This window comes from Bartonella elizabethae F9251 = ATCC 49927 (assembly GCF_000518165.1).
Lineage (GTDB): Bacteria > Pseudomonadota > Alphaproteobacteria > Rhizobiales > Rhizobiaceae > Bartonella > Bartonella elizabethae.
Genome location: NZ_KI912393.1, coordinates 20,002 through 43,752 on the forward strand (window position 1 = coordinate 20,002; position 23,751 = coordinate 43,752).

The 23,751-nt window shown below is 40.9% G+C and carries 16 protein-coding genes; all 16 read right to left on the reverse strand.

Annotated elements, in window-relative coordinates; translation table 11 throughout:
• Positions 1 to 34 precede the first annotated feature (34 nt).
• Positions 35 to 1,606 carry a murein biosynthesis integral membrane protein MurJ gene (gene murJ / locus T429_RS0108665; protein ID WP_005774801.1) on the reverse strand — a complete coding sequence of 524 codons (1,572 nt, stop codon included), beginning with the start codon at positions 1,604 to 1,606 and terminating at the stop codon, positions 35 to 37.
• 823 nt (positions 1,607 to 2,429) lie between these two features.
• On the reverse strand, positions 2,430 to 2,585 hold the full coding sequence (locus T429_RS10675; protein WP_154645795.1) for a hypothetical protein: 156 nt from the start codon (positions 2,583 to 2,585) through the stop codon (positions 2,430 to 2,432).
• A 147-nt stretch (positions 2,586 to 2,732) separates the two neighbouring features.
• Positions 2,733 to 5,951, reverse strand: coding sequence for a BID domain-containing T4SS effector (locus tag T429_RS0108675; protein WP_005774802.1), 3,219 nt, complete (start codon positions 5,949 to 5,951; stop codon positions 2,733 to 2,735).
• 365 nt (positions 5,952 to 6,316) lie between these two features.
• Entirely contained in the window at positions 6,317 to 8,263 is a 1,947-nt protein-coding gene (locus T429_RS0108680) for a BID domain-containing T4SS effector (RefSeq protein ID WP_005774803.1), read from the reverse strand.
• Between the two features lie 306 nt (positions 8,264 to 8,569).
• Positions 8,570 to 9,883 carry a BID domain-containing T4SS effector gene (locus T429_RS0108685; RefSeq protein ID WP_005774804.1) on the reverse strand — a complete coding sequence of 438 codons (1,314 nt, stop codon included), beginning with the start codon at positions 9,881 to 9,883 and terminating at the stop codon, positions 8,570 to 8,572.
• A gap of 346 nt (positions 9,884 to 10,229) precedes the next feature.
• Positions 10,230 to 11,060 carry a BID domain-containing T4SS effector gene (locus T429_RS0108690; RefSeq protein ID WP_005775344.1) on the reverse strand — a complete coding sequence of 277 codons (831 nt, stop codon included), beginning with the start codon at positions 11,058 to 11,060 and terminating at the stop codon, positions 10,230 to 10,232.
• Between the two features lie 342 nt (positions 11,061 to 11,402).
• A complete protein-coding gene (locus T429_RS0108695; RefSeq protein WP_026500986.1) occupies positions 11,403 to 12,554 on the reverse strand; it encodes a BID domain-containing T4SS effector in 1,152 nt (383 codons plus the stop codon).
• Positions 12,555 to 12,857: 303 nt separating this feature from the next.
• Entirely contained in the window at positions 12,858 to 14,456 is a 1,599-nt protein-coding gene (locus tag T429_RS0108700) for a BID domain-containing T4SS effector (RefSeq protein WP_005775341.1), read from the reverse strand.
• A gap of 1,160 nt (positions 14,457 to 15,616) precedes the next feature.
• Positions 15,617 to 17,533 carry a Ti-type conjugative transfer system protein TraG gene (gene traG / locus T429_RS0108710; RefSeq protein ID WP_005774809.1) on the reverse strand — a complete coding sequence of 639 codons (1,917 nt, stop codon included), beginning with the start codon at positions 17,531 to 17,533 and terminating at the stop codon, positions 15,617 to 15,619.
• A gap of 124 nt (positions 17,534 to 17,657) precedes the next feature.
• Complete coding sequence (locus T429_RS0108715) at positions 17,658 to 19,292, reverse strand: BID domain-containing T4SS effector (RefSeq protein WP_005774810.1); 1,635 nt, start codon at positions 19,290 to 19,292, stop codon at positions 17,658 to 17,660.
• Positions 19,293 to 19,303: 11 nt separating this feature from the next.
• The gene (locus T429_RS0108720; RefSeq protein ID WP_005774811.1) at positions 19,304 to 19,519 is read right to left on the reverse strand and encodes an antitoxin VbhA family protein; all 216 of its coding nucleotides are present in this window, start codon (positions 19,517 to 19,519) and stop codon (positions 19,304 to 19,306) included.
• A 73-nt stretch (positions 19,520 to 19,592) separates the two neighbouring features.
• On the reverse strand, positions 19,593 to 20,663 hold the full coding sequence (gene virB11 / locus T429_RS0108725) for a P-type DNA transfer ATPase VirB11 (RefSeq protein ID WP_005774812.1): 1,071 nt from the start codon (positions 20,661 to 20,663) through the stop codon (positions 19,593 to 19,595).
• The gene (virB10, locus tag T429_RS0108730) at positions 20,660 to 21,838 is read right to left on the reverse strand and encodes a type IV secretion system protein VirB10 (RefSeq protein WP_005774813.1); all 1,179 of its coding nucleotides are present in this window, start codon (positions 21,836 to 21,838) and stop codon (positions 20,660 to 20,662) included. The genes virB11 and virB10 overlap by 4 nt, the downstream gene beginning before the upstream one ends.
• Positions 21,831 to 22,697, reverse strand: a complete 867-nt coding sequence (gene virB9, locus T429_RS0108735; protein WP_005774814.1) for a P-type conjugative transfer protein VirB9 — start codon at positions 22,695 to 22,697, stop codon at positions 21,831 to 21,833. Before virB9 ends, virB10 begins: the two co-directional genes overlap by 8 nt.
• Complete coding sequence (locus T429_RS0108740) at positions 22,694 to 23,398, reverse strand: VirB8 family type IV secretion system protein (protein WP_409359710.1); 705 nt, start codon at positions 23,396 to 23,398, stop codon at positions 22,694 to 22,696. The genes virB9 and T429_RS0108740 overlap by 4 nt, the downstream gene beginning before the upstream one ends.
• Positions 23,352 to 23,666, reverse strand: coding sequence for a hypothetical protein (locus T429_RS0108745; RefSeq protein WP_005775340.1), 315 nt, complete (start codon positions 23,664 to 23,666; stop codon positions 23,352 to 23,354). The genes T429_RS0108740 and T429_RS0108745 overlap by 47 nt, the downstream gene beginning before the upstream one ends.
• Between the last annotated feature and the right edge of the window lie 85 nt (positions 23,667 to 23,751).

The window sequence follows — 23,751 nt, forward strand, 5'->3', positions numbered from 1 at the left end:
TATTCGTTTTATTATTTTTGACAAAGTATAGAGATTATGGACGTTTTTTCAAATTTTTAAGCGTGTGAAAAAAGGAAAGGGGGTTGGATAAAAAATAGGCAATAAAATAGAGGGAGAATATGCCAAGCATGATCCCTGCTAAGGTACTGAAACGCAAGAAAAAGGAGGCTTTTGAAGATAAAGGAAAAGATAAAAATCCGTACACATGTAGTCCGTAATAGAGAACGAGTGCACTCAAAAGGGAAGCGATTATGAGGCATAATATTCGCTTGATCAGTTGGGTGTCATATTTCCAATACCCTCGTTTGATGAGAACACCCCAAAGCAATAGGGTATTGACCCATCCAGAAGTAATTTCCGCAATAACAATGCCGCGTGCGGAAAAGGAAGGAAATAATGTTAAAGCGAGGCTGATATTGATGAAAACACAAATGCCCGTAAAAATCATCGGTGTTTTGGTATCTTCATGGGCAAAAAAATTAGGAATAAAGACCTTGATGAGTACAAAAGCTGGAAGTCCTAGTCCATAAAGTTCCAATAACTGTGCAACATGCTGTGTTGATTGATCGGTAAATTGTCCACGTTCAAAGAGTAAACTAACAATGGGGTGGGAGAGCAGCAAAAAAGCGATGGATGCTGGAAGCGTTAACAGGAGTGTAAATTCAATAGAGCGGTTTTGCAAATGGTGGGTTTCTTCCTGATTTTTGCTCCGCAACGCGCGGGTTAATTCTGGTAAAAGAACGGTTGCAACGGCAATGGCAATCACGCCTAGAGGCAATTGATAAAGACGATCAGCATACATCAAAGAAGAGACAGCCCCTGATTGACTAGAAGCAATGTTGGTATTGATGAGCAAATTAATTTGTGTGATCCCACCCGTGATGGCTGCAGGGAACGCTAAGGTTAAGAGCTTGCGTACATTAGGGGTTAAATGGGGACGACGGAAGAAAATTTTCATGCCACTTTGACGTAGCGCAACCGCAATTAGGAAAAGTTGAAGAAGGCCTGCCGCCAACACACCCCAAGAGAGATTTAAGCCGATGTGCCAAGCGTCAAGTTGATAGATCCAAGCATAGGCGAGCACACCAATCAGAATAATATTTAAAAAGAGTGGCGCAACGGCGGCAATAAAATAGCGGCGCAAAGCATTGAGCATGCCCCCCATCATCGCAGCGAGCGACATGCAGGTTAAGTAAGGAAACATGATCGCAGTAAAATGAATGGTGGCATTAAATTTTGTGGCGTCTTCGCTAAAGCCTGGCGCAATAACGGTTCGCACCAAAAAAGGCATACTCAGTTCCATCGCAATGGTTAACAGTAAAAGCAGCGAAAAGAGAACACCAAAGACTTCTTCTGCAAATTTGCAGGCAGATTCTTGACCATCTTCAGTGATTTTTTTAGCAAAAAGAGGAATGAAAGCAGCATTAAAGGCACCTTCAGCAAAAAAACGGCGGAATGTATTGGGAAAACGAAAAGCAGCATTAAAAGCATCAGAAACAGGACCCGTCCCTAGCGCTGCTGCCATAAGCATTTCACGGATGAAGCCAAAAATACGGCTCATAAGGGTTCCGGAAGCAACTGTTGCAATTTTTTTAATCAATGTCATAAAAAATATATCAGGTTTGTGGTAAAAGAAAAGCGGTGAGTAGAGAAATAAGCCGTTTTAAATCATAAAAATCTGATCTGTATTCCCATACAAGAATATATTTGTGCAGCGTTTTACGACGGTGTTTATCTTTCTGTCAACAATGGTTGCGTGAAGACTTTTAACATGCTCCTTGTTTTAGTTGCCTTACAATTTTTATTGTTGCCATAAAATCATTAAAATTTCTTTTTCAAAATGAAATATGGAAGCGATATCATAACAGTTTAGGGATATAGAATGCCCCTTTCTCTCTAGGGGGGTGATGTTCGTGGAGCGTGTATTTAAATGCGCCGTGTTTTACATGAGAGACGTGACCCATTTGTGCGCTTATGAAGTAACAAACTGGCTCACCATTACACACCTTTCCAGCTCTAGAATGTTGCGACAGACTTTGCATTTAGACGATTCATGAAAAGGCATTTTACTCTTTTCTTGAATCATTGTGATCCATACGTTAATCCCATCTGTAACGTGTAAACGAATGGTTTTGATTGATGCAACATAAAGAGATTTGAAATGAGAGAATCTTACGATTTTTGGAGCTCTCATTCAACATGCAAAGTAGTGAATACTCATCATAAATCAATTTATGATACCCTATTTAAAGATATGCAAATAAAATAAAAACGTGAAGCAATGCGCTATTTGCATTTTTGAAAAAGATAGAGGCTTTTAAAAGTTTGTCAGGCTGAGCTCAACGGTGATGGCAACGCTCATGTGAGGGGGGATACTTTTACAGCTTTATGTTCTCTCCAAATGAGGCAGCCTTCTTGTTTCAGAGATTCTATAAATAGAGGATGGCAAAACGTAATTTTTCAACAATATCTTGCCTGTTTTTAGCATCACTGGCAAGGGCATTATAGGGAATGAAAGGGATGAATGATCTTTTCAAAAATGACCAATCCTTATCAATTGTTCTGCTGAGATTCCTGTTCATCATTGATGGGGCTTTTTCTTCGTTTATTGAAAGTTTCTCTCTTATGGTTTTCGCATTTCGTTGACGCACGATTGATTTGCCGATGAAGGTAGGGGATAAAGCTTATCTTTTTTACCCTCTCTGGTAAAAAAGATAAGCTTATATGAATTTTTAGAGAGTCATGGCCTTTGCGTGCTCTGTTTTGTGAGAGGGCATATTTTTTTGTCTCTTGATGTTTTGATAGATGTTTTCTGGCATTTTTTGTGCTTTACTTGCTTCTTTATCAAGGGTGTTTGACCATGTTTTTTCAGTTTTTTTCTTGGATAATTGCTGTGGGAGAGATTGATGCTGCTTTGGTGCTAAGCGGTTACTCAATTGGTGGTCATAAAAAGCCAAGGGGTGTATATTTTGTTCTATCTCTTTTGTCTGCTTGACGATTTCCAGAATCTCTTTTGCTTTGACAGCTGATGTGCCAAGACTCTTAGCCAGTTTTTCGGGATTATTTTCTTTTATTGCTTCATGCTCGCTTGAGGATAAGCGTTCATTGATTTTTTTGATATAAACTCTCATTTCACCTCTTAATTCAGGAGAGTTTGATAAGGTTTCTTGCTGCTGTTCTTTTGGCAAGGAGAGGAGATTTTGCATCCAAACCTTAGGCATTGCGACCGACTGTTCACAGCGCCTTTGTTTGGCGTGATGGTCATGGAGAATGTCTCTTTCTGTTTGTTTAAAAATATTGATATAACAATCAATGGCTTTACAGAGGGGCAAAATATTGGCTTCAGCATTGGCACGCGCGTTATTTTTTATGCCCAATATATTGCTCCCAGACAACTGAGCAATCGATTGAGGAGATGTGGCAATTTGATAGGTAAGCTGTTCTCCTTCCCTGTGATTTTCATGGATTCTCTCAATTTTTTCCTGCAAAATATGTCGATTGCCATAAATGATGTGGCACAAAGTTTCGATTTCTGTTCTTCTTGCTTGAAGTAATACGTTGTTTTTTATCCTCGTGGCAATTTCGCTGCTTGTAAGAGGCGCTATTTTTTCTGCGGGGATCAGCACCTCTTGTGGGTGTTGAGTGCTTGGTGCTGTAAAGGAGAGGGCATCACCCATTCTTAATGTTTGTATTTGCTCTGGTGTAAGATCTTTTTTATTTCCTATGATGAAAGTCCCGTTGGCATCAAGCATGAATCCGTTGGGGCCACTGCCTCTATAGAAGCCTGTATAGGTATGACCTTCTTTTGCTGTCATAATCAGATGATGATGAATATTCTTAAGCCCAATATGTTTCATATTGTCTACGAATTCTTTTAGAATAAGTATTTTTTCTGGATTGGAGATATCTTCAAGCAGATGTTTCATCATGTCCTTATCGTTATGTGTTAGCGATGCAGTGCTGGCAAGGTTCATGCGTTTTTCTGTTACAAGAGAAAAGTCGAGTGTGTGTCCTGCTGCTTGAGCGAGTTTTTCAAAAAACATTCGTTGTGTGCGTCCATTACCTTCTCTGAAAGGGTGCGTATAGTTGAGCTGTATCAACATTTCAGCGGCATGTTCAACAAACGTTTCGCGGGTTAAGCCTTTTAAGCTATTTGTTTCAGCAAGTGTTTTATCTAAATTTTTTAGTCCTTCTTGTATTTGTTTTTTGGATGCAAAATGAACGCCGGCTTTTTTCATCTCTAGCATATAAGCAACGCTGCCATCTTCAAATGTAAATGGTTTATCGCGTGTTTGACCTGCCCATTCAAAAGTTTTTTTAAACAGGGTATGATGAATATATTGGAGATATGTGGAGCTTAGCCTTTGTGGTGGCTCTTCTTGGCGCAGATGAATGATTGCTTTTGCTGTATCATGGGCACATTGTTCTTTTAATTGTTCAGAGTCTTTTATTGCGTATTTATTTTTTAAAGTGATACTGTTTGGGTAAAAGAAATTATGGGACGCTGTATGATCTTTTTCGATGTTGGGCGATGAGGAGAATTTCTTCTGTGAGGTGAGAGGGGTGGTGTCCGTTTTCTCCCAGTATGCCATTGCTTTTGGGAGGGGCTGTTTTGCTCTTTTTTGATGGTCAGAGCTTGTTTCCTTGGTCATTTGGACAGATATTTGATCCGTTGTCGCTGTATGGCTCATCTCTAAAATGGTTTCTTGGAAATCTTTTTGCGTTTGCTTCATAGAGGAAGCAGAGTGAACCATGGGTTGAGCCCTTTGTTCTTTTTCTTGCAGGCTTTGGGGCATACTTTTAACGCTGTCATTTAAAGCATGAGAGGCAATCCATGATGCAAAATGGGCTTTTTCTTTTCCCTTTGTTGGAATGGAGGCGCTGTCTTTGCTCTTTTCAGTTATTTCATCGTTTTTCAGAGCCTCTCTTTTTTCTTCTGGCAGCAATGTTTTTTGCTGGGTTTGTTGCTGTTTTTTGTCTGGGCTTTGAGCCTTTGGGGCTGTAAAGGAGAAGGTTTCACCACTTGTTAATGTTTGTATTTGTTCTGGTGTGAGATCTTTTTTATTTCCCAAGATGAGTATTCCTTGAGCATCCATCATGAAGCCCTTGGCTCCACAGCCTCTATAGGTCCCATGATAGGTTTCGCCTTCTTTTGCAACGACAGTGAGATAATAATTTTTTTCACCCATTCCAAGCTTTTGCATAGAGTTGGTGAATTCTTGTAAAATGAGCAATTTTTCTGGATGGGAAATATCCTCAAGCAGATGCCTCATAGGTTCTGGATCACCCCGTTCCATGGCGGCCATGCGGACAAAGTCTTTGCGCTTTTTGCTCACAACAGAAAAATCAAGCGTATGGCCTGCTGCTTGAGCGAGTTTTTCAATAAACAGTCTCTTTGTACGCCTATTACCCTCTCTGAAAGGATGCACGTGATGTAAATCGATCATTATTCCAGCAGCATGTTCAACAAATTCTTCGCGCATTAAGCCTTGTAAATTCTTTTTTTCAGCAAGAGTCTTATCTAATTTTTCTAGTCCCTCTTGTATTTTTCTGCCTATCGCAAAAGGCTTTGTAAATTCGGCTCTTTTCATAATGGGCATAGAAGCAACAGTGTTATCTTCAAAGGTAAATGGTTTTTCGCGGGTATGGCCTGCCCATTCAAATGCATGAGAAAAAAGGCGATGATGAAGATATTTGAGATAAGCAGCATCAAACTGTTCTGGTGGGGGCTCTTGGAGAAGTTTGATCATTTCTTTTTTGACATCATCAGAACAGCGTTCTTTTAAGATCTCTTTATCTTTAATACGGTATTTATTTTTAAGAACTTTGCTATTGGGATAGAAAAAATTTTGCGCGGCTTCATTGATTTGCTTTAAAACGGCTGCATCTATTTGTTGTTCTTGTAACTCTTCCTGTGTGGAGGAAGCACCCTGTTCTGTGTTTTCTTTCATGCATATTTCCTTTCAAATTTTTTAATATTTGTTTTTTAAAAAGCTTCTTTTTTGCACTTTTTGCCTTATGTTATTTTTGTTAAGTATTTTCTTCTTCAAAGAAGAATGCCGATTTGAGTGATGGGAAAAGTTTGATCCTCTTCGCATGAAACAAAGTTCATGATGGCGCAACGTCAATGTTGGCCATTTTTATGAAATGTTATCGTGCAATTTTATTAATGCGCTTTGGCAGAGGAGAGTTTATTCAAATTTTTCTGTAGGTTATACGCTATCCTTTGTGCAATTTTGACCTTGGTGCAATCTTGGCAATATAATTACATAATTGCACCAAAGTTTTCTATGACAAGCCAAAGGTGATGAGACTATCACGACAGAGCCATGGCTTTTGATGCTTCACTTCTGCGCGGGCGAATAGGGGAGTGCTCTTCTTTTCTTGATGTTTCAGAAAGCTCTTGACGTCGCTTTGTTGTTGAGCGCTCAGGCAGCTGCGGGGTCTCTGATAGGCTTTGCTGCTTTTGCAATTTTTTATCGAGATCGCTAAGCGGTTGATGGCGTTGTTGTTGTTCTATCTGATGGTTTTGCACAATGGTTTCTCTTAATTGCTTTATCGTCTCACCATAATCTTTAATGGCGGTACAAAGGGTAGGAAGATTTTCTTCAGCGGCTTTGCGTGCACCATTTTTTATGCCAAGGGCTTTTCTACCCGCAAGGGGAGCAAAAGAGGTCGGATCTTTTTCAATTTGAAAAACAAGTTCTTCTCCCATTTCTGGAATTTTGTGCATATCTTCCATTCTATATTGCAAAACAAATGGATCTTTATAGACAATTTGGCACCAATATTGGACTTCTCTTTGACCATATTGAACCGATGGATCTTGTTGAACTCTGCGGGCAATTTCCTGATTGGAGAGAGGCTGGATTTTCCTTTCTGAATTAAGCCGGCTTTGTGTGTGTTGAGTGATTGTTTCTTCCTGTTGGGTGTGTTGATGCTGTCGTTGCTCCCCGTGAGCACTCTGTAAAATATTCTCTTTTGCATATTTTGAGGTATATAAAAAACCTTCTATGGCGTCTTGTAGAGCAGGAAGCGTTTCTTCAGCTTGTTTACGTGCATCACTTTTTATGCCAAGAACTTTTCGACCCGCAAGCTTCGAAATAGATAGAGGGTTTTCTTTCATATCCCATAAGAGTTGTTCTCCCATAGTCGGGTTTTCTTTGATCTCTGCTATTTTTTGTTCTAAAATAAGCCGGTCACCATAAACCTTTCCGCATAAAAATCGTATTTCTTCTTGATATGCTCCAAGCAAGAGCTCTCTTTCCATTGTATTAATAGAGGCTTTTTGTTCCTGAGACGGTTTTGGCTGTCTCATGGCTGTTTGTGGGGAGGCTGTTTTTTGCACAACAGCATCGCTTTGTTTTCTGCTTCCCTTACGAAGCGGTTTGTTTGAACGAGGGACTGCATATATTTCACTATCTTGTGATGATGAACTGCTTTGCTGCCGGACTGTTCTATGCTGGGGTGTTTTGGGTCTAACACTCGGGGCGAGGGGTTCAGGATTTTTGGTTTTGACGTCGGTTGGTGTTTTTTCTCTTACGCGTGGGGGAGGGGGTGGTGCCATTCTTTTTGTGGCGGAGGGGGAGGCTTGAACGTGTGGGCTGTGTTGTTCTCTATCTTTTGCACGCGGTGGTCTTTGTGGTGCTGCTTTTATAGGCGTGGGAGAGCTCTCTTGGGTCTCAGGCTTTTGGATTTTTGCACCGGTTGGTGTTTTTTCTCTTACGCGTGGGGGAGGGGGTGGTGCCATTCTTTTTGTGGCGGAGGGGGAGGCTTGAACGTGTGGGCTGTGTTGTTCTCTATCTTTTGCACGCGGTGGTCTTTGTGGTGCTGCTTTTATAGGCGCGGAGGGGCGTTCAAAGGTTTCAGGCTTTTGGATTTTTACGTCGGTTGGCGTTTTCTCTCTTCCGCGTAGAGGAGGGGGTGGGGCCATTCTTTTTTGGGTGGTGGGCGAGGATTCAACTTGTAGGCTGTGTTGTTGTCTGTCTTTTGCACGTGGGGGTTTTGGCGGTGCTACTTTTGTTTGTAGAGGAGGCGTCTCTTGGTTGTTGACGCTGGTTTGCATTGAGGCTCTCACGCGTGGGGGCGGCGGGGGCGCAACCTTTGGAGAGGGAGGTAAGTTCTCTGGGCGTTTTTGTATAGATGGTTTTTGCGGTTTTGGAGAAATTGGGGGAGGAGGGGTTCTGGTGGGGGATTGTTCAACCTTTTGTTGAAGTTTTTCCATCATTTCGGCGATAAAAGGGGAGGGGTGTTTTTTTTTCATGCATGTTCCTTTCAAGCTCTTCCAATATTGTTTTTAAGGACTATTTTAAAAAGTGCGTTGCTGTTTATTCTGTTTTATGCCTTTTCACTGTGACTTTATGAGAGAGGATATAAAACTGAGCAGTTTCATACGATTTCACTCTTTTGATGCCGTTTATGATCACTCTTTAAAGACTGTTTTATCAATAGCTTAGATTAAGTGGTGGGAAAATGAACTTGGTTCCAACGTTCTCTCTTTCTTGGCGCAAATCACCTTTCTCTTGTGTTGCGCCAAGATGTTCGATTCAACGTGGAAACTTATGTCTGTTTAGCTGGCAAAAGCCATCGCTTTTGGGGCGGCAGTTTTGCGAGGACGCAAATCCGTTTCTCTTTCCCTTTGCTGGGGAGAGGGCGTTGTTCCTTCATGTGCGGCTGTTGAAAGTTCAGGGCGTTGAGCAGACTGTGAAACGTTTTGTTGCTGCTGCAAGTTTTGTGTTTGCTCGGATGCTTCACGATGTTCTTGTTGTCTCTGCTGAGTTTGTAAAAGACTTTCTCTGACCTGTGCGACAGCTGTCGCATAATTGTCAAGGGCATCAATGAGGTGAGAAAGACCCGCTTCAGCATGAACGCGCGCTTTATTTTTTAAGCCCCCAAAATTGCGACCAGCGTATTTGTGAATAGACTTGGGGTCTCCGGCAAGTTGCTGTGCCAGCGGTTCTATTGTTTCAGGGTTTTGGAAAAGCTCTTTGACTTGTGCTTGCAAAATATTTTCATTACCAAAAACAACTTTGCTCCAATATTTGATTTGCGCATGATGTCTATTGACCCTTGAATGTTGGTGAATTTGGGTGGACATGTCTGCTTCTGAAAGACTTTCTTTTTCCCTTTCAGAATGACCCGGTTTTTTCAGCAGTTCAGCAACAGCAGCCTTTCCCATGAGACGTTCATAGTTTTTGAGTTCTTGCTCTGGAGATTGCAAGAGGCTCTCTCTTGCTTGTCTTACGGCTTCTGTATAACACTCAACGGTGAGACTGAGGGCGGAAAAACTCTCTTCCGCGTCTCTGCGTGTCTGATTTTTGAAGCCCAACATGCTTCTGCCGGAAAGTTTAGCAATACTTTTAGGATGGGCAGCCATGTGCCATGAGAGCTCTTCTCCGGCTTGAGGATTTCTTTGAATTTCCTGCATTTTTTCTTGTAAAATATGGGGATCGCCATAAGCACTTGCGGATAACCGCTCGATTTCTTCTTGATAGGTTCGAACCAATGAATGGTGGGGAAGTAATCGAGAGATTTCTTCTTCTGAGAGTCGTGTTGTTGCTCTTTGGGCGGCTTGTGGAGCAGCTGTTGCACGTGTCATTTCAGCTTCTTGCAGTCTTTGGGTCGCGCGCGTGCTTGAAAGAGGCGTTGTTGGATTCGTTATCCTAACAGATGCCTGTGCACTTGTCTGCATAATCGTTTCTTCTGCTAAAAGAGAGAGACTTCCCTCATCTTGTTCCGGTATCGTTGATAGTCTTTTGCTTGTTAAAGGCTTTTCTTGAGGGCGGGGGGCTTCGCCTGTGACCTCTGCCGCTGCTTGTTCATAGAGCTTTATCAGTTCTTGTACTGAAGAGGACGGAAAAGGGTGAGGGTGATCTTTTTTCATGCACGTTTCCTTTCAAAAATTGTTTTAGAAAACCTCTTTGGTGCATACTCGTTCTTTATGCTTGGATTACTTTGAGACAAAGGAAGATATCGAACTGATATGCGCTCCAAAGACCTGCGCTATTCGCCATCAGCGTAATGGAGCTTTGTGTCTTTTATACAGTTTTTTTGTGAAATCTTATCAATAACTTATAATAAGTTACAGGATCCATTTTTAGGACTATTTTTTGTACTATTCTAAAACAAATCTTGGCGCAATCGCAAGAAAACGATTTGCGCCAAGGAATTCATAGAAAAAGAGATTAAATAAAAAACAAAAGTTGATCTTTTTTTATGTTAATGCCCCTTTACATGGCATAAGCCATTCCATGTCTTTGTCGATGAGGGCTGTGCTCAGGACTATTTTGTTCTTGTCCTCTTGCGTGACGATGATGGTGATGATGGCTTTCACCTTTCTGAGAATGTTCTTGCTGGCGTCTTTGTTCCGCGTGAGGGGTTTGCAAAATCCTATCCTTTGCCTCTGTTACAGCCTTTGTATATCCATCAATGGCATTAACGAGAGGGGTAAAGCCATCTTCAGCGGCTTTGCGTGCTTGACTTTTCATGCCAAGTGCATGGCGACCAGCAAGTTTTCCCATGCTTTCAGGATTTTCAGCAAGTCGATCTGATAGTTCTTTTCCTTTAAGGGGATTTTTAAGGATGTCTTGCAAGTGTTGCTGGAAAAGGTTGTTCTGTCCATAAACAATGCTACTCCAATGCACCACCTCTTCCGCATATGCTTGGACATGTTGATTTTTTAAAAGCTGTACAGTTAATTGGTCAGCTGTAAGGGAGGTTCTTCCTCTTTGTTGTGGGGAAACCGTTGCATAGTCTGTTTCAGGATCTTCTTTCCTTTGATGTTGACGTCCGCCTCTTGAAAGAGGGGCTGCGGTGCTTACGGATGCGTATACAACTTCCTCTCCGCGTTTTGGGGGAGCAACTTCTGTGTAGTCGGTTTCCGGTCCTTGTTGCCTTTGATTATGGCGTCCGCCTCTTGAAAGAGGATCAATGGTGCTTACGGATGCGTATAAAACTTCCTCCTCTGGGTTTGGTCTGCGCTGGTTTCCTCTGTTTGGTTTGTTCACTTGTGCATAGAGGGCTTCTGGATTTGCAGAAGGGTGTGGATGATATTTTTTCATGCCTGTTTCCTTTCAATATTTTTAGAAAACCTCTTTGGTGCATTCCCCACTTTTAGTTTTGATAACCTTTATACAAAGGAAGATATCCAACTGAATGACCTCCAAAGATTTCGCGCTATTCGGAGTCAGTGTAACGGATCTTTGTGTCTTTTATACAGTTTTTTTATGAAACGTTATCAATGAGTTACAATAAATTACACCGTCCACTTTTAGGTCTATTTTTTGTACCATTGTAAAACAATTCTTGGCGCAACCGCTATAAAACGACTTACGCCAAGAATTTCACTGAATAAAGAGATAATATGAAAAACAAAATTGATCTGTTTTTATGTTGATGCCCTCTTACATGGCATAAGCCATTCCTTTTTCTCCATGCCTTTGTTGTCGAGGGCTGTGTTCTGGACTATTTCGTTCCTGTCCTCTTGCGTGGTGATGGTGGTGATGGTGGTGATGGTGACGTCGGTGTTCAGGGCTTCTTTCTGGACTCTCTTGTTTTTGACCTCTTTCCAGCTCACGTGTAAACTGTTTATGGAGCTTTTGTGCCTTATGGATATGTCTTTCAAGAGATGAGCAAAGGTGACGAAAACCATCTTCAGCCTCTTTACGATCGGGGCTCTTTACGCCAAGAAGCTGCCGACCAGCAAGCTTTCCAGGGCTTTCAGGATTTTCTGCAAGGCCCCATAAGATCTTTTCTGCTCCTTGAGGATTTTCAAGAATGTCCGCAAGTTGTTTATTCAAGGCATGTGGATTACCATAAACAACTGTACACCACTCTTGGGTTTCTCTTACACCATATTGAAAGCCTGTGTCTTTTAAAAGCCTTGTGGTAACCTCATCCTTTGGGGTTCTGGGAGGGGGCGTTGTTGCTCTGCCAACGCCTTGGTAGAGGGGATTTTCCTGTTGTTGGCGTTCTCCACCTTCAGCACCCGCGCCCAATGTTGTATAGATTGTTTCTAATGGTTTATGGGGAGAACGTCCGCCTTGTGTTCTGGGATCAATTTCTGCATAGAGATGTTCCTCTGGTCTTTGGGAGAAGCGTAAATCCTCACTGCTTCCGCTTGGTGAGTCATAAAGGGGGTTTATTTGCTCTTGGAACTCTGTTTCACCCGTCATTAGATTAGTGACTTGATAGGGATTTGTAGGATTGTCCGGAGAAGGCTCACGCGAACCCCTTCCAGCGGTGGTTGCACGGGTAGCTCCTAATGGGTATTGGGGTGCATAAGGAGTTTCTTGTGGTCGTTGAGAAGGGGGCGTATCATACCCTGCTCCCATTCTCGGGGAGTTATAGGGCGAATTTGTTTGCTCTCTTCCCCTCGGTCTGTCGTAGGGGGAACCTTCTTGGAGAGGTGGTCTTTTGTTTGCTGCTTGTACCTCTTCTGGGCTTGGGATGCGCGGACCGCCTCTTCCTTTGTTTTTATTTACTGTCGCGTAGAGAGGCTCTGGCTTTTGGGTTTCTGGATTTTGAGGTTCTTTGTGTGGGTGGCTTTTTTTCATGGCTGTTTCCTTTCAATATTTTAGAAAACCTCTTTGGGGCCATTCCCCACTTTTTTGATATCTTGATAAAAGAAGATATCAAATTGAATGGCCTGCCAAAGATTACGCGCTATTCATATTGATCTGTAATGGAGATTTATGTCTTTTATACAGTTTTTTTGTGAAATCTTATCAATAACTTATAATAAATTACAGGATTCATTTTTAGAACGATTTTTTGTACCGTTCTAAAACAACTCTTGGTGCAATGGAGATAAAATGACGGACACCAAGAGTTTTATTGGAAGCTAAAAGGTCCCCTTTTTAGCCGGTAAGAGCTAATGATGAGGAACGACTAACTTTTAAAGTACGAACTTGACATTGGGCTTCTTGGGTGTTCTTGACAGTCTGCGCAATTTCTTTGGCTTTGCTTTCCGATGTCCCAAGAAGACAAGCCAATCTTGTATGATCTCCTTCTTGTATGGCTTTGCGATCTTCTGAGGAGAGACGATTGTGTAATTGGCGTGAAAAGGTATGGAGTTCTTGTCGGAGTGCTGGAGAATGCAATAAAGCTTCCCTTTGTCGTTCTTCTGGTAAGGCAAAAAGTTTTTGTAAATTTTTTCCAGGTTTCTCAACCCCGTGGCTTAAGCGTTTTTGTTCTCTTTGGTGCTGCTCTAGAATTTCATCTTTTGTTTGTTTTGTTATTGTACCATAATCTCTAAGGGCTTGGCTGAGTTGTGGAACAGCCTGTTCGGCTTGTCTGCGACTTGGACTTTTCATGTCAAACATTTTTCTCCCTGCAAGTTTAGAAACAGATTGAGGGTTTTCTAAAATTTCATCAGCAAATTGATTTCCTAAGTTTGGAGATGCTGTTATGATATCCAATTGTGTCTTTAAGGCTTGGGCTTTACCATATACAGTCTTTGATAGGTCTTCGACTTCTTTTCGGTTTGCTTCAACATAAGGGTCAGTTGAAATTCTTACAAATAACTCTTCGCGGTTGAGAGGGGCTAAGGTTTCTTGTGGGATCAAGGTTTCTTTTACATTTTGAACGTTGCTTTTTTGAAAGAGGATTTGGTCGCCATTGCGCAATGTTTTGACTTGTTCTGGGGAAAGATCATCTTTGTGGCCCACGACGAATCCTTCCTCGACTTCCATGACAAACCCTTCTGCTGAAGAGCCTCTAAAGATACCTTCATAGGGAACCCCTTCCTTTGCGGCAACAACAACACGATTATTAATTTCATCCAGTCCAGCTTGTCTCATTTGGGAGATAAATTCTTTTAAAACAAGAGACTTTTGCGGATGGGTGATATCTTCAAAAAGATCTTTCATCGGTTGGGGATTGCCATGTTGCATGGCTTCAATACAAGCTGCTGTCATGCGTCCTTTTGTGGTGAACGAAAAGTCAATCTGATGCCCCGCTGCTTGTCCAAGTTTTTCCATAAACATTCGATTGACGCGTCCATTGCCTGTTCGGAAAGGATGGGCGTGTTCCAGCGCCATAAAAACGTCAGCGGCACTTTCAGCAAACTCTTGGCGCGATAAACCTTGTAAATTGTTCTTTTCGCTTAGTGTTCTTTCAAGTTGTGTGAGCTCTTTTTTTATCTGTGGACCGATGGCAAAAGGAACCTCATACCCTTTAGGGCGCATTGCTGGCATACGGGCAGTGCTGCCATCTTCAAAGGTAAAGGATGTATCGCGCGTTTGACCTGCCCATTCAAAAGTTTTGTGAAAGAGGCTCCAGTGGATTTGTTTGAGATAAGCAGCGTCAAATTTTAGGGGTGGTGGTTCATGACGAAAATTAGCAGCCTCTCTGGCAGCTTCACGGGTGCTGCGTTCATATAGTTTTTGGGGGTCTTTGATGCCATATTTATTTTTGAGTGTTGGGGTTCCTTTATAGAGATAATTTTGCTCTAACATATCGTCTCTCCTGAGAAAGTAGGGTGGTGGTTGATGCGCGCTTTAAACGCGGGTCATATTGAAAATTCCCCTTCGCGTATTCTTTTGAGATTTTGAGTGTTATAAGAGAGAAAGTGCCCTTTCCGCTTTGAGATGAGGGGAAAAGGTCAAAAAGAAAAATGTTGTTTAAGATTTTTGCTGTTTTGCTTTTCGTAAAGTTGTTTGCAAGAGCGCTTTGTTGAGGGACGCGGATATGGCGGAGAGGATTGTTCTTGGTCATCGGATGGCTTTGGGGCTTTTCATACACAGTGTTCAGGTTGGGAAGTCTATGGATAAAAGCAGTTATCACGAATTTTTCTCCATTATGTTCTTCTTCTTGGCCTATGGGGACCTCTTGTTTATACTTTGCAACAAAATGTTTTTTTACTTTGTGTTGTTGCTTTATGGTATAGCGCTACTTTAAAGCCTAAGCCTCATAAGGGTGAGAGACTTTTCTTTGGCTGGCGAGAAAGGGCATTTTTTAGCGCTTAGTCGTTAAAATAGAACACGTTATGATATATTAAAGGGGGAAGAAGCTTGTATAAGAATGATTTATTCATTTTTGTCGATCTCTTGAATGTTTTTTGGGAAAAGTCTATGTTTGTCGTGTGGGTGTGGTGAAGGTTTCTTGTCTCAAAGGGGAGGGAAATCTTTTGTTTTTCTTGCATCATTGAGATGGGTTATGAACGTTCTTAAATATCTTTGCTTGTCTGTAAGGGGATAGGTATTGCCGCACGCTTTCATTGATTGCGTTCTTAATCATGAAAAAGATTTGAAATAAGAGAATCTTGAGGCTATTGGGTCTCTCACTTAGCACAAATTTAGATAAATTATCATTCTAAATCAATTTGTTGTCATAAATTATATATGAAAAACTTTGTAAGTGTGTGTCCCTTTTCCTAAGAGAGATGTAGAGATATTGATATTGCTCTTGATTGGGGGATGGGCGTTTTTTATAAAAATTTAAAGGTCATGGTTGCTGGTAAAATGATACGCAAAATAGAAAGGGGAAAATAGAAAAGGAAAAATCACGGATTTTTTGACTCTGTTTTTTTGTATGGTGGCAGGAGAATTTTTTATGCGCAGACTTTTTTGAAAAAATAGGAATGTATTCTTTTTTGTTAGTATCTCATTGATGAAAGTTAGTTTTTCTTTTGGGGGGCAAAGCGGTTTTTTGCAGCAGCAGCTAACATTTCTTTTCTTCTGAAATAGATGGCGCGACCACATCGCAGAGGGGGTTGTCCTTGCATAAGAATAATTTGTTCATCTTGACGCATTTCTTGAATAACTTCATGGGGTAAAATAAGAGCTCTTTGTTGGTAATTGACGTTGTAAGAGCTCTTGCCTAAAGATAAACCTTTTGATCTGCTTGTTCCGGTGACTTCAACGGTCATTTGACCACAGCGTTCTGAAATGTCTTTTGCGGTTTGAAGGTCTTTAATGGCAGCATAGCTGACAAAGGAGCAGCTTTCAAACCATGAACGTGCTCCTGCTTCGCCAAAGTGATTGACCAACTGACCAGAAGATTGATAAAAGAGCATCAAGGATGTTCCATATTTTCGTCCACGATCACGTGCTTCTTCTAAAATATTCATATAGCCTAGAAGATCAACTTCATCTAAGACAAATAAAACACGCTTTTTATACTTACCGTCTGCTGTAACCATGGCATTGAGAAAGGCACCAATAATCACACGTCCGATTGCTGGATAACTGTTTAAAATGCTAGCAGGAAGATTGAGAAAAACATCTGTATTGCCATCTGTGATATCTGAGGAGGAAAAATCATCGCCGCAAACAAGATTGGCGTAATTGGATAAAGAAAGCCATTGGGTGTCTTTTGAGGCGGTTGTATAAACACCTGAAAAGGTTTGCTCCGCCATTTCTGTAAAAATCCCCACCATTTCGCGAATAAAAGGAGAAGGGGTTGTTTCTTGAATCATGCGTAATTGATTGACAACCGCTGTTTCTGATTGAGAGAGAATGCCACGCAATGTTTTTAAATTGCGCTCATCGTCTTCATATTCATCCGAAAATATAACATGAGCAAGAAGAGCTGTTAAAAGATTATGGGCTTGTGTCGAGAAATATTCCGCTGAAGAATTGTCTGATTTTTTATCTGTAAGAAGCAATTTAGAAAAGCTTACAATATTCGCTTCACGTTGTGTGCGTGGGACACTGTCATCTAAAAGCCAATCGATGACATTAAAATTTTTTGTTAAAAGTGAATTCGGATCGAGAACAATAACATTTCTATTGCCCATTTTTTGACGTGCAAATTTAACCATTGGGGCAACTTCTGTTGAAGGATCAAGACAAATAACAGAGCCTGGATAGGTTAAACACGTAGGAACGACTGTACTTGTGGTTTTATAACCACCAGAACCAGCAAAAAAAATCATATGCGTTGAACCAAAATCAAGATTAAAGGTGAGCAAAGGGGCTGTTCCACCTTTGCCCCATGTTGTTTTATTGCCAGGGGAAAAGGGAATTTTACACACATTATCTTGATCAACACGGTATCTTTCTCCTACAACAATTTGCCCATTGGCAGGAAAAATTTTTGCCGCTTCATTTAAATTCATCCATGCGGCATCCCCAAAAACACCCTTTTTGGCACGCTTGACCTTATTTTTAGGGGGAGAGGTTGTAATGAATTGAATGATGGAAAAAAAAACACCAATGATGATGCCAAAGATAACCATGGGATCCATGAATTGAAGCGCATAGCTCCACGTTATTCCTTGTTGGCCAACATAGGGACTTAAACGTTTTAGTTCACCCCCAACATAGTAAAGAGCAATGGTTGCAAAAAAAGCCAGGGAAACAAAAGTGATGATTTTACGCAGGTGTAGTTTTTGTGAGAGACTATACAACAATGAAACAGCAGCCGTTAGAGCTAAGACTAATAAAGGCTCTGAACGAAGAGTCCAATAAATTTGATCGCTCTTAAGGCCATTGGTTATCAGCAACAAAAAATGAGGGACAAGAAATATCGTTAAAGCCCCTAAAGCAATAGGGGTTAAAATAAGGATCATTTGTGTCTTGGTATATTTCATTGTATTTTATTCAATCCTCTTTAGAATATGCTGCGAAATGCCCTTTTTTCCAAAGGCACAAGAGAGCGCTCATCTGTTTTTGTTTGTGCGCTCTTCTCATGAAAAAGAAAAATTTTATCCATTCTTAGCTGGCCATAGCGAGCACATTTGAACGGTTGATTGCGCGTGTGCAGGTTTGCTGGTGCACTTCTTTGGCTTGCTTAATGGTTTGTGTAATTTGCTTGGCTTTATTTTCCGAGACACCCATGCTTTCAGCTAATGCTTCATACGCATTATTTTTGACAGCTTTATGTTCAGCTGTGGAAAGACGGCTATTGATGTTTTTGACAAAGCTGGTCAGCTCTTTTTGAAGTCCAGGATTTTTTGCTAAAACTTCTTGCTGTAATTCTTTTGGCAAGGCAAAAAGATCTTGCAAGCTTTGACTTGGCATTTCTACTGTTTTAGCGCGACGTTCTTGTTCTGCTCTATGTTCTTGATTAATTTCCTTCTCAGCATGTTTGACAGCATGGGAGAAATTGACAACGGCGCTACAAAGCATCTCAACATGATTTTTAGCGTTTGCACGGGCCTGATTTTGGAGCCCACATAAATTAAAACCTGCAAGATGAGCGACAGAGTCTGGAGCCTTTTCAATCTGATTAGCAAGCTGTTGACCTAAGGCTGGATCGTTAATAATTGCAGCCATCTGTTTGTTTAATTTTGTTTCGTTACCATAAACAATTTTTGCCAATTGCTGGACCTGTTTTAGGCTTGTGTTGACACAAGCATCTTCTGCAACCCTTTCAGCCTTTTCATTTTTTGTCAAAGGAACTAATTTCTCTTCAGGAATGAGAATACCTTTTAACTCTTTTGTTTGAGGAACGGTAAAGGTAAATCTATCACCGGGTTTTAATGTTTTGAGTTGTTCTGGTGTGAGATGTTCTTTACTTCCGATGATGTAAGCTCCTTTCACATTGAAGGCAAAGCTGTTAAGGCCAGCACCTCTATACAGGCCCGTGTAAGTTTCACCTTCTTTTACAACCATAACAGGGCGATCATTCACATTGCGTCCGCTGTTTTTCATGTTATCCATGAATTCTTTTAAAAGACATACCTTTTCTGGATTGGAGATATCTTCAAACAGATGTTGCATCGGTTCTAGATTACCCTTTTCTGCGACTGCAACACTGGCAAGAAGCATGCGTTCTTTTGTGACAAGCGAAAATTCAAGTTGATGGCCTGCGCTTTTGGCGAGATTTTCAAAAAATGCCCGTTGTGTGCGTCCATTGCCTTCTCTGAATGGGTGGACTTGGTTAAGAGCGTTAAATAAGTTTATTGCTTCAGAATTAAATTCTTCGCGCGATAAGCCTTGCAAATTGTTTTTTTCGGCAAGCATTTGATCTAATTGTTGTAATCCTTCTTGGATCTCATCTCCGATTGCAAAAGCATTTTCCCAGCCTGTTCTTTTCATTTCGGGCATGACGGCTGTGGTGCCATCTGAAAATGTAACGGGGATATTTCGAGTCAAACCAGCCCACTCAAATGTGTTGCTAAACAATTTTTTATGAATATGGCATAGATAGGCGCTATCGAACTTTTCTGGTAAGGATTCTTCGCGCAGATTAATCATCGCCTTTGCTGTATCATGCGAACATTTTTTCAAAAAAGTATCAAGGTCCTTTGTGCCATATTTATTTTTTAACGTAACAGTTTTAGGATAGAGATAATTATGGGGAGAAGGATTGTTTATATTTTTTGTTTTTGCTTTTGCTTTTGGCATTGTTACCTCCTTTATAATATTACGTTGTCCATCAGAGTGTTAAATTCCTCGAGTGAAATATTTCCCCTTGCGTATTCTTCTAAAATTTTTAGCGTTGTGGAATGAAGCTTTATCCCTTCTATCGTATGGGTATTGATGGCGGCATCAACGGCTTGGCGGCGGCATTTTAATTCTTCCGCTGTCATCAATAAAAGGTTTTTTCTGTTTCCTATTGTTTTGCTTTTCATGCATTTTTCCTTTTATGGGCAATGTATGGGAAATCGTTGCTTTAAAAGAGCTTTCAACCGATGTGATCTTATTCTAGTCCCCGCCAAAAATGTTACGTTGTTTGAAGGGATCATAATAAATTTCTGTGACCTTAAATTTCCCTTCAACCCGTTTGCATTGGATGATGATATCAATCATTGAAATCAATAAACCTCGAATATCATCACGCTCTAAATCACCCCCTCCTTCACTTTCTTTAACCAAAAGGGTCATTTGCTCAAAAGCAGCAAGGGCTGTTGAGGCATGGACTGTCGTAATGGATCCTGGATGGCCTGAATTGACATTGCGGATATAATAAAAGGCTGTACCATCTCGAAGTTCTTGCAAAAGAATACGATCAGGACGCATCCGTAAAGATGATTCAAGCAATTCTTTGGGGCCAACAGAAGCTAAGCCTTGTCCATCTTTTGAATAGATCATCGAGACATGGTTGGGGTGCGGAATCACCAATTCTTGGGTGTCTTCAATGGTGATAATACGCTCGTCTTGAGGAATTTTGGCGATTAATGCTTTTGATAATGTGGTTTTCCCTGAACCGGTTTTTCCCGCAATCAAAATATTTTTTTGGCATTTTACAGCTTGATTTAAAAAGGAAACAAAGTCTTTATCGCGGTAGGCATTGGCTAAGTTATGCTCAATGGCTTTGAGTTCACTAAAACGAGAATGATAATCATTCAATGGTGTGAAAGAGACCTGCTCACAGTGCGAAAAAAGACCTTTATTTGCCAGTTCTTCAAGAGAAAAACTCTGTGATGATGGTTTACGAATTGTCATACTAATCGTGTCTTTTTCGACAGCTGGTGGAATGACAATTTGAATGCGCTCATTGCCTGGTAGAGTCGCCGATAATATTGGGTTCTTGTCTGATATGTTTTGCTTGGAATAGGACGCGACAACTTTCGCGATTCCCATAAGCTCATTAAAAGAGAGAGCCGGTGCTTCTATTGTTTTCCAGCCATCAATCCCTTCCGTCATGACTTGATAGGGACGATTGATCACAATTTCGAAAAGACTCTCATCTTTCAAAAAAACACTGATCGGCTCAAGTTTTGTCAGAACAATCGCGACGGTTTCATCGCTCATGGTGTGTAAGGTTTGGTTCATTCTAAAGGTATCGCAGAATTTTTGTAAAAGTTTCTTGAAACGGCTCGATTGATAATCTGTTTTTTGTTTTCGATGACTTTCAGTTTATAAACACCGGAAAAATCTAAATCGCGGGCGACAAAAACGTTTACCATTTCCCCTTGGTTTTTAGATAAGGTTGGAGGAATATTGGCATAATTTTCGACAATAATATTGGCGATGTTTTGTCCTGAAGAGATCGTTTCAGTCTCTTCTTTTTCTTGTTTTTTTAATAAACGTTTATTGGCATAGCTTGTTGCATCTTTTATCAGGGAGACAAGAAGGGCAGATCCAATCCTCTCTAACCAATGATTATCAATATCACCGTCAATCCCAGAGCGTCCTAAACTGTCTGTTGCCGGTGATGCTAAAGATATAATGATACCATTAGGGGTTTTTGCTCTATTCCATAACACAAAGAGACGTTTTTGGCCTTTTTTCAATCCAGCGCGATATTCTCCAACAATTTGGGTACCTTTATCAAGAAGCACAACACGACCATTGTCGGATAAAATATCTCTGGAGACGATACAACTGGCAAAACCTTGTTGATCACTGTTGATCGCTGTTTCTAAGATACAAGGGATAGACGTTCCCATCGTGATAATGTAATTTCGATTGCCAAGGGTGGAAGCTCGAATCCCTTCAAGAACCGTGGGTTTGAGAAGATGATTAAAGCGTTGTGTTGTTTCATCAGGCTTGCTTTCTAGTTGGTGAGGCAAAGCGCTGTTATTGGTTTGTGAAGCTGTTTTGCCTTGTTGTGCATTCGCATAAGCTAATACAGGAGCACGTTGTGCAGCTTCCAGTAGCGGATCATCAGAATTTAACTGATTGATGTTGGGTGTTGGGAGCTCAACTTTGGGTAACAGTGCCTTATTTCGGTGTAACTGTTCAGGGGAGGGAGGGGTAGGCTTTGCAGGGCGAAAAAGTTCTGTTTGTTTGATAACTTTTCCTTCTTTTAAAGATTCAATCGATTGTTTTTTCTCTATTGGTTGTTTTTTGTCTGTGACAAGTGTGGAATAGGCTAAATAAAGACAGACACTGAAAAGAATAATAAGAGCAATGGCCTTGCCTACATTGCTCTGTTGACTTTTTCCTTGAGCATTTTTTATGGTATCGCGATCATTAATGTTTTTTTCATCCACGCTGTTATTCATGGCTGTTTCCTATGTTCACTTTACGTTGTACAGATGGTGATGTGGTCCCTGTCTCAGGGTTAATTCCTTGTGGGACGAACCTTTTATTAAAGATGCACAATACTTCATTTCCACGCCGTAGCGTGAATTGTGCTGCTGTCGCATGAACAATGACCTTGTTGCCTTTTATTGATTTAGGAATAAGAGCTTCTTGCCCATCAGGCGTTACAAGGTAAATGGTGGGGATTTCAACATTGCCTAAAAAGGTAAAGGTGGTTGTTTTCCCATTGTCATAGACAGAAGCAGGTTCAATGAGAGATGAGCCTTGGGCTTCATAAGCCCAATTGCGGGGTCCAAAATCTTCATGAATATTTAAAATATCATTGACATAGTTTTCTTCACGTTGTTCGGCTTTTGCTGCTTCGGCTAATTTCTTACGCAAAGCTTCATCTTCTGGATAACGAAACTTGACCAAGAAATAGGTTTCATTACCGGCTGAAACGTCGCCTTCACGGATTTGCAACTCAAATTGATAAGAGCGTTGTATTCCATCTTGGCGGCTTGTGACAATTTGTAAATTGGTCACAGGTTGTATTTCACGCGGTTTGAGAAAAACAAAGTGGCCAGCTGGCGCAACTTGCCAAGCAACGGAATTGCCAATTCCTACATAAGTGACTTCTTCATCATCGGCAAATTCTAGCTGAACCGAGGAGCGAATGGAGCCAATGATTTTTACGACATTGTAGGGGTCATAATTGACAAATCTGATGCGGTTATCTTTACGGGCACTGACAGGCGCTGTTTCCGCAAATGAGAAAACTGTGTGAAAGCCTTGAGTGATCGTAAAAATTAAAAAGATTATTTGTAAAAGTCTGATCATTTTATCACCTCTGGATCAGATCTGTATTCCGATACTTGAAAACCAAGGGGGTTGATGAGACGATCAGACGTTGAAATATGGGCGTTTACGTAAGAAAAATTTAAAATTGAAACCCAATGAGAAATATTTTCTTTTTCATTAAAGTCTCTGACCGTTTTATAATAACGAACTTGGATAAGATCTTTGCTTATAAAAGAGATTGATTTGATTGTGACCGTTGCAATCATGTTATGATAAATATTTTGCGGACTTTCTGGATTGTTGCCCGAGTACCATGTTGCAAAACGGTTTTGTTCTTTTGGAGAAGATAAAAGAGAGACTAAGCGAAAATTGTTTTCTGCTTCTGAGGACTGAAAACCTTCACGCGCACGAACATATTGGCTGGCAAAATAACGCGTTATTGCTTCATCATAGTCATTAGGAGAGTCTTTTAGGGCGCTTACAGTATCGATGATGCCTGTTGAGTTATCAACGCGGATAACAAAAGGCTCTACCGTTTTCAAAGGCGTTAAAGCTGCGACAGCCAAAGCCAGTGCAATTGTCATCAATCCAAAAAGCACTGTTAAAGCCATGGAAATTTTCATCCGTACGCGCATGCCGTGCATGCGATCAATATCAAATGAGCGGGCTTCTTTTATATATTCTTCAAGGGCATCACTTTTCATGCGGAACCTCCACAGTTTTGTCAGATCGCGCTTCATGAATAGCCGGCTTTAATAAAGCTGGGTGAACTGCTAAGTTGGCTGTTGCTTTTTCACTTTCCAAAGTATTGAGAATGATAGGAGTGGTAACAGGATGTACGGCCTTTTCTGAGGAGGCAACGTTTTTGTTGTCCCAATTCCACTTGTCCTTATTTAAAGCACGTGTCTGTTTGCCATTACAGCGTGGTGGTTTTTTGGGACCACTCAAAGAGGCACAGCCGGAAAGCGCGATTGTTAAGATCATAACAAAAGTTATTTTTCGTTTCATTTTTTGAACTCACAGATATCTTGGAATACAACGCATGAGAGCCTTTTATTTTGGACACTTTTACAAGTTTATGGGAGGCAAGATT

Excerpts from the sequence above, each read along its gene's own strand:
- murJ (WP_005774801.1), bottom strand. The coding sequence starts at position 1,606 with ATGACATTGATTAAAAAAATTGCAACAGTTGCTTCCGGAACCCTTATG.
- T429_RS10675 (WP_154645795.1), bottom strand. The coding sequence starts at position 2,585 with ATGATGAACAGGAATCTCAGCAGAACAATTGATAAGGATTGGTCATTT.
- T429_RS0108675 (WP_005774802.1), bottom strand. The coding sequence starts at position 5,951 with ATGAAAGAAAACACAGAACAGGGTGCTTCCTCCACACAGGAAGAGTTA.
- T429_RS0108680 (WP_005774803.1), bottom strand. The coding sequence starts at position 8,263 with ATGAAAAAAAAACACCCCTCCCCTTTTATCGCCGAAATGATGGAAAAA.
- T429_RS0108685 (WP_005774804.1), bottom strand. The coding sequence starts at position 9,883 with ATGAAAAAAGATCACCCTCACCCTTTTCCGTCCTCTTCAGTACAAGAA.
- T429_RS0108690 (WP_005775344.1), bottom strand. The coding sequence starts at position 11,060 with ATGAAAAAATATCATCCACACCCTTCTGCAAATCCAGAAGCCCTCTAT.
- T429_RS0108695 (WP_026500986.1), bottom strand. The coding sequence starts at position 12,554 with ATGAAAAAAAGCCACCCACACAAAGAACCTCAAAATCCAGAAACCCAA.
- T429_RS0108700 (WP_005775341.1), bottom strand. The coding sequence starts at position 14,456 with ATGTTAGAGCAAAATTATCTCTATAAAGGAACCCCAACACTCAAAAAT.
- traG (WP_005774809.1), bottom strand. The coding sequence starts at position 17,533 with ATGAAATATACCAAGACACAAATGATCCTTATTTTAACCCCTATTGCT.
- T429_RS0108715 (WP_005774810.1), bottom strand. The coding sequence starts at position 19,292 with ATGCCAAAAGCAAAAGCAAAAACAAAAAATATAAACAATCCTTCTCCC.
- T429_RS0108720 (WP_005774811.1), bottom strand. The coding sequence starts at position 19,519 with ATGAAAAGCAAAACAATAGGAAACAGAAAAAACCTTTTATTGATGACA.
- virB11 (WP_005774812.1), bottom strand. The coding sequence starts at position 20,663 with ATGAACCAAACCTTACACACCATGAGCGATGAAACCGTCGCGATTGTT.
- virB10 (WP_005774813.1), bottom strand. The coding sequence starts at position 21,838 with ATGAATAACAGCGTGGATGAAAAAAACATTAATGATCGCGATACCATA.
- virB9 (WP_005774814.1), bottom strand. The coding sequence starts at position 22,697 with ATGATCAGACTTTTACAAATAATCTTTTTAATTTTTACGATCACTCAA.
- T429_RS0108740 (WP_409359710.1), bottom strand. The coding sequence starts at position 23,398 with ATGAAGCGCGATCTGACAAAACTGTGGAGGTTCCGCATGAAAAGTGAT.
- T429_RS0108745 (WP_005775340.1), bottom strand. The coding sequence starts at position 23,666 with ATGAAACGAAAAATAACTTTTGTTATGATCTTAACAATCGCGCTTTCC.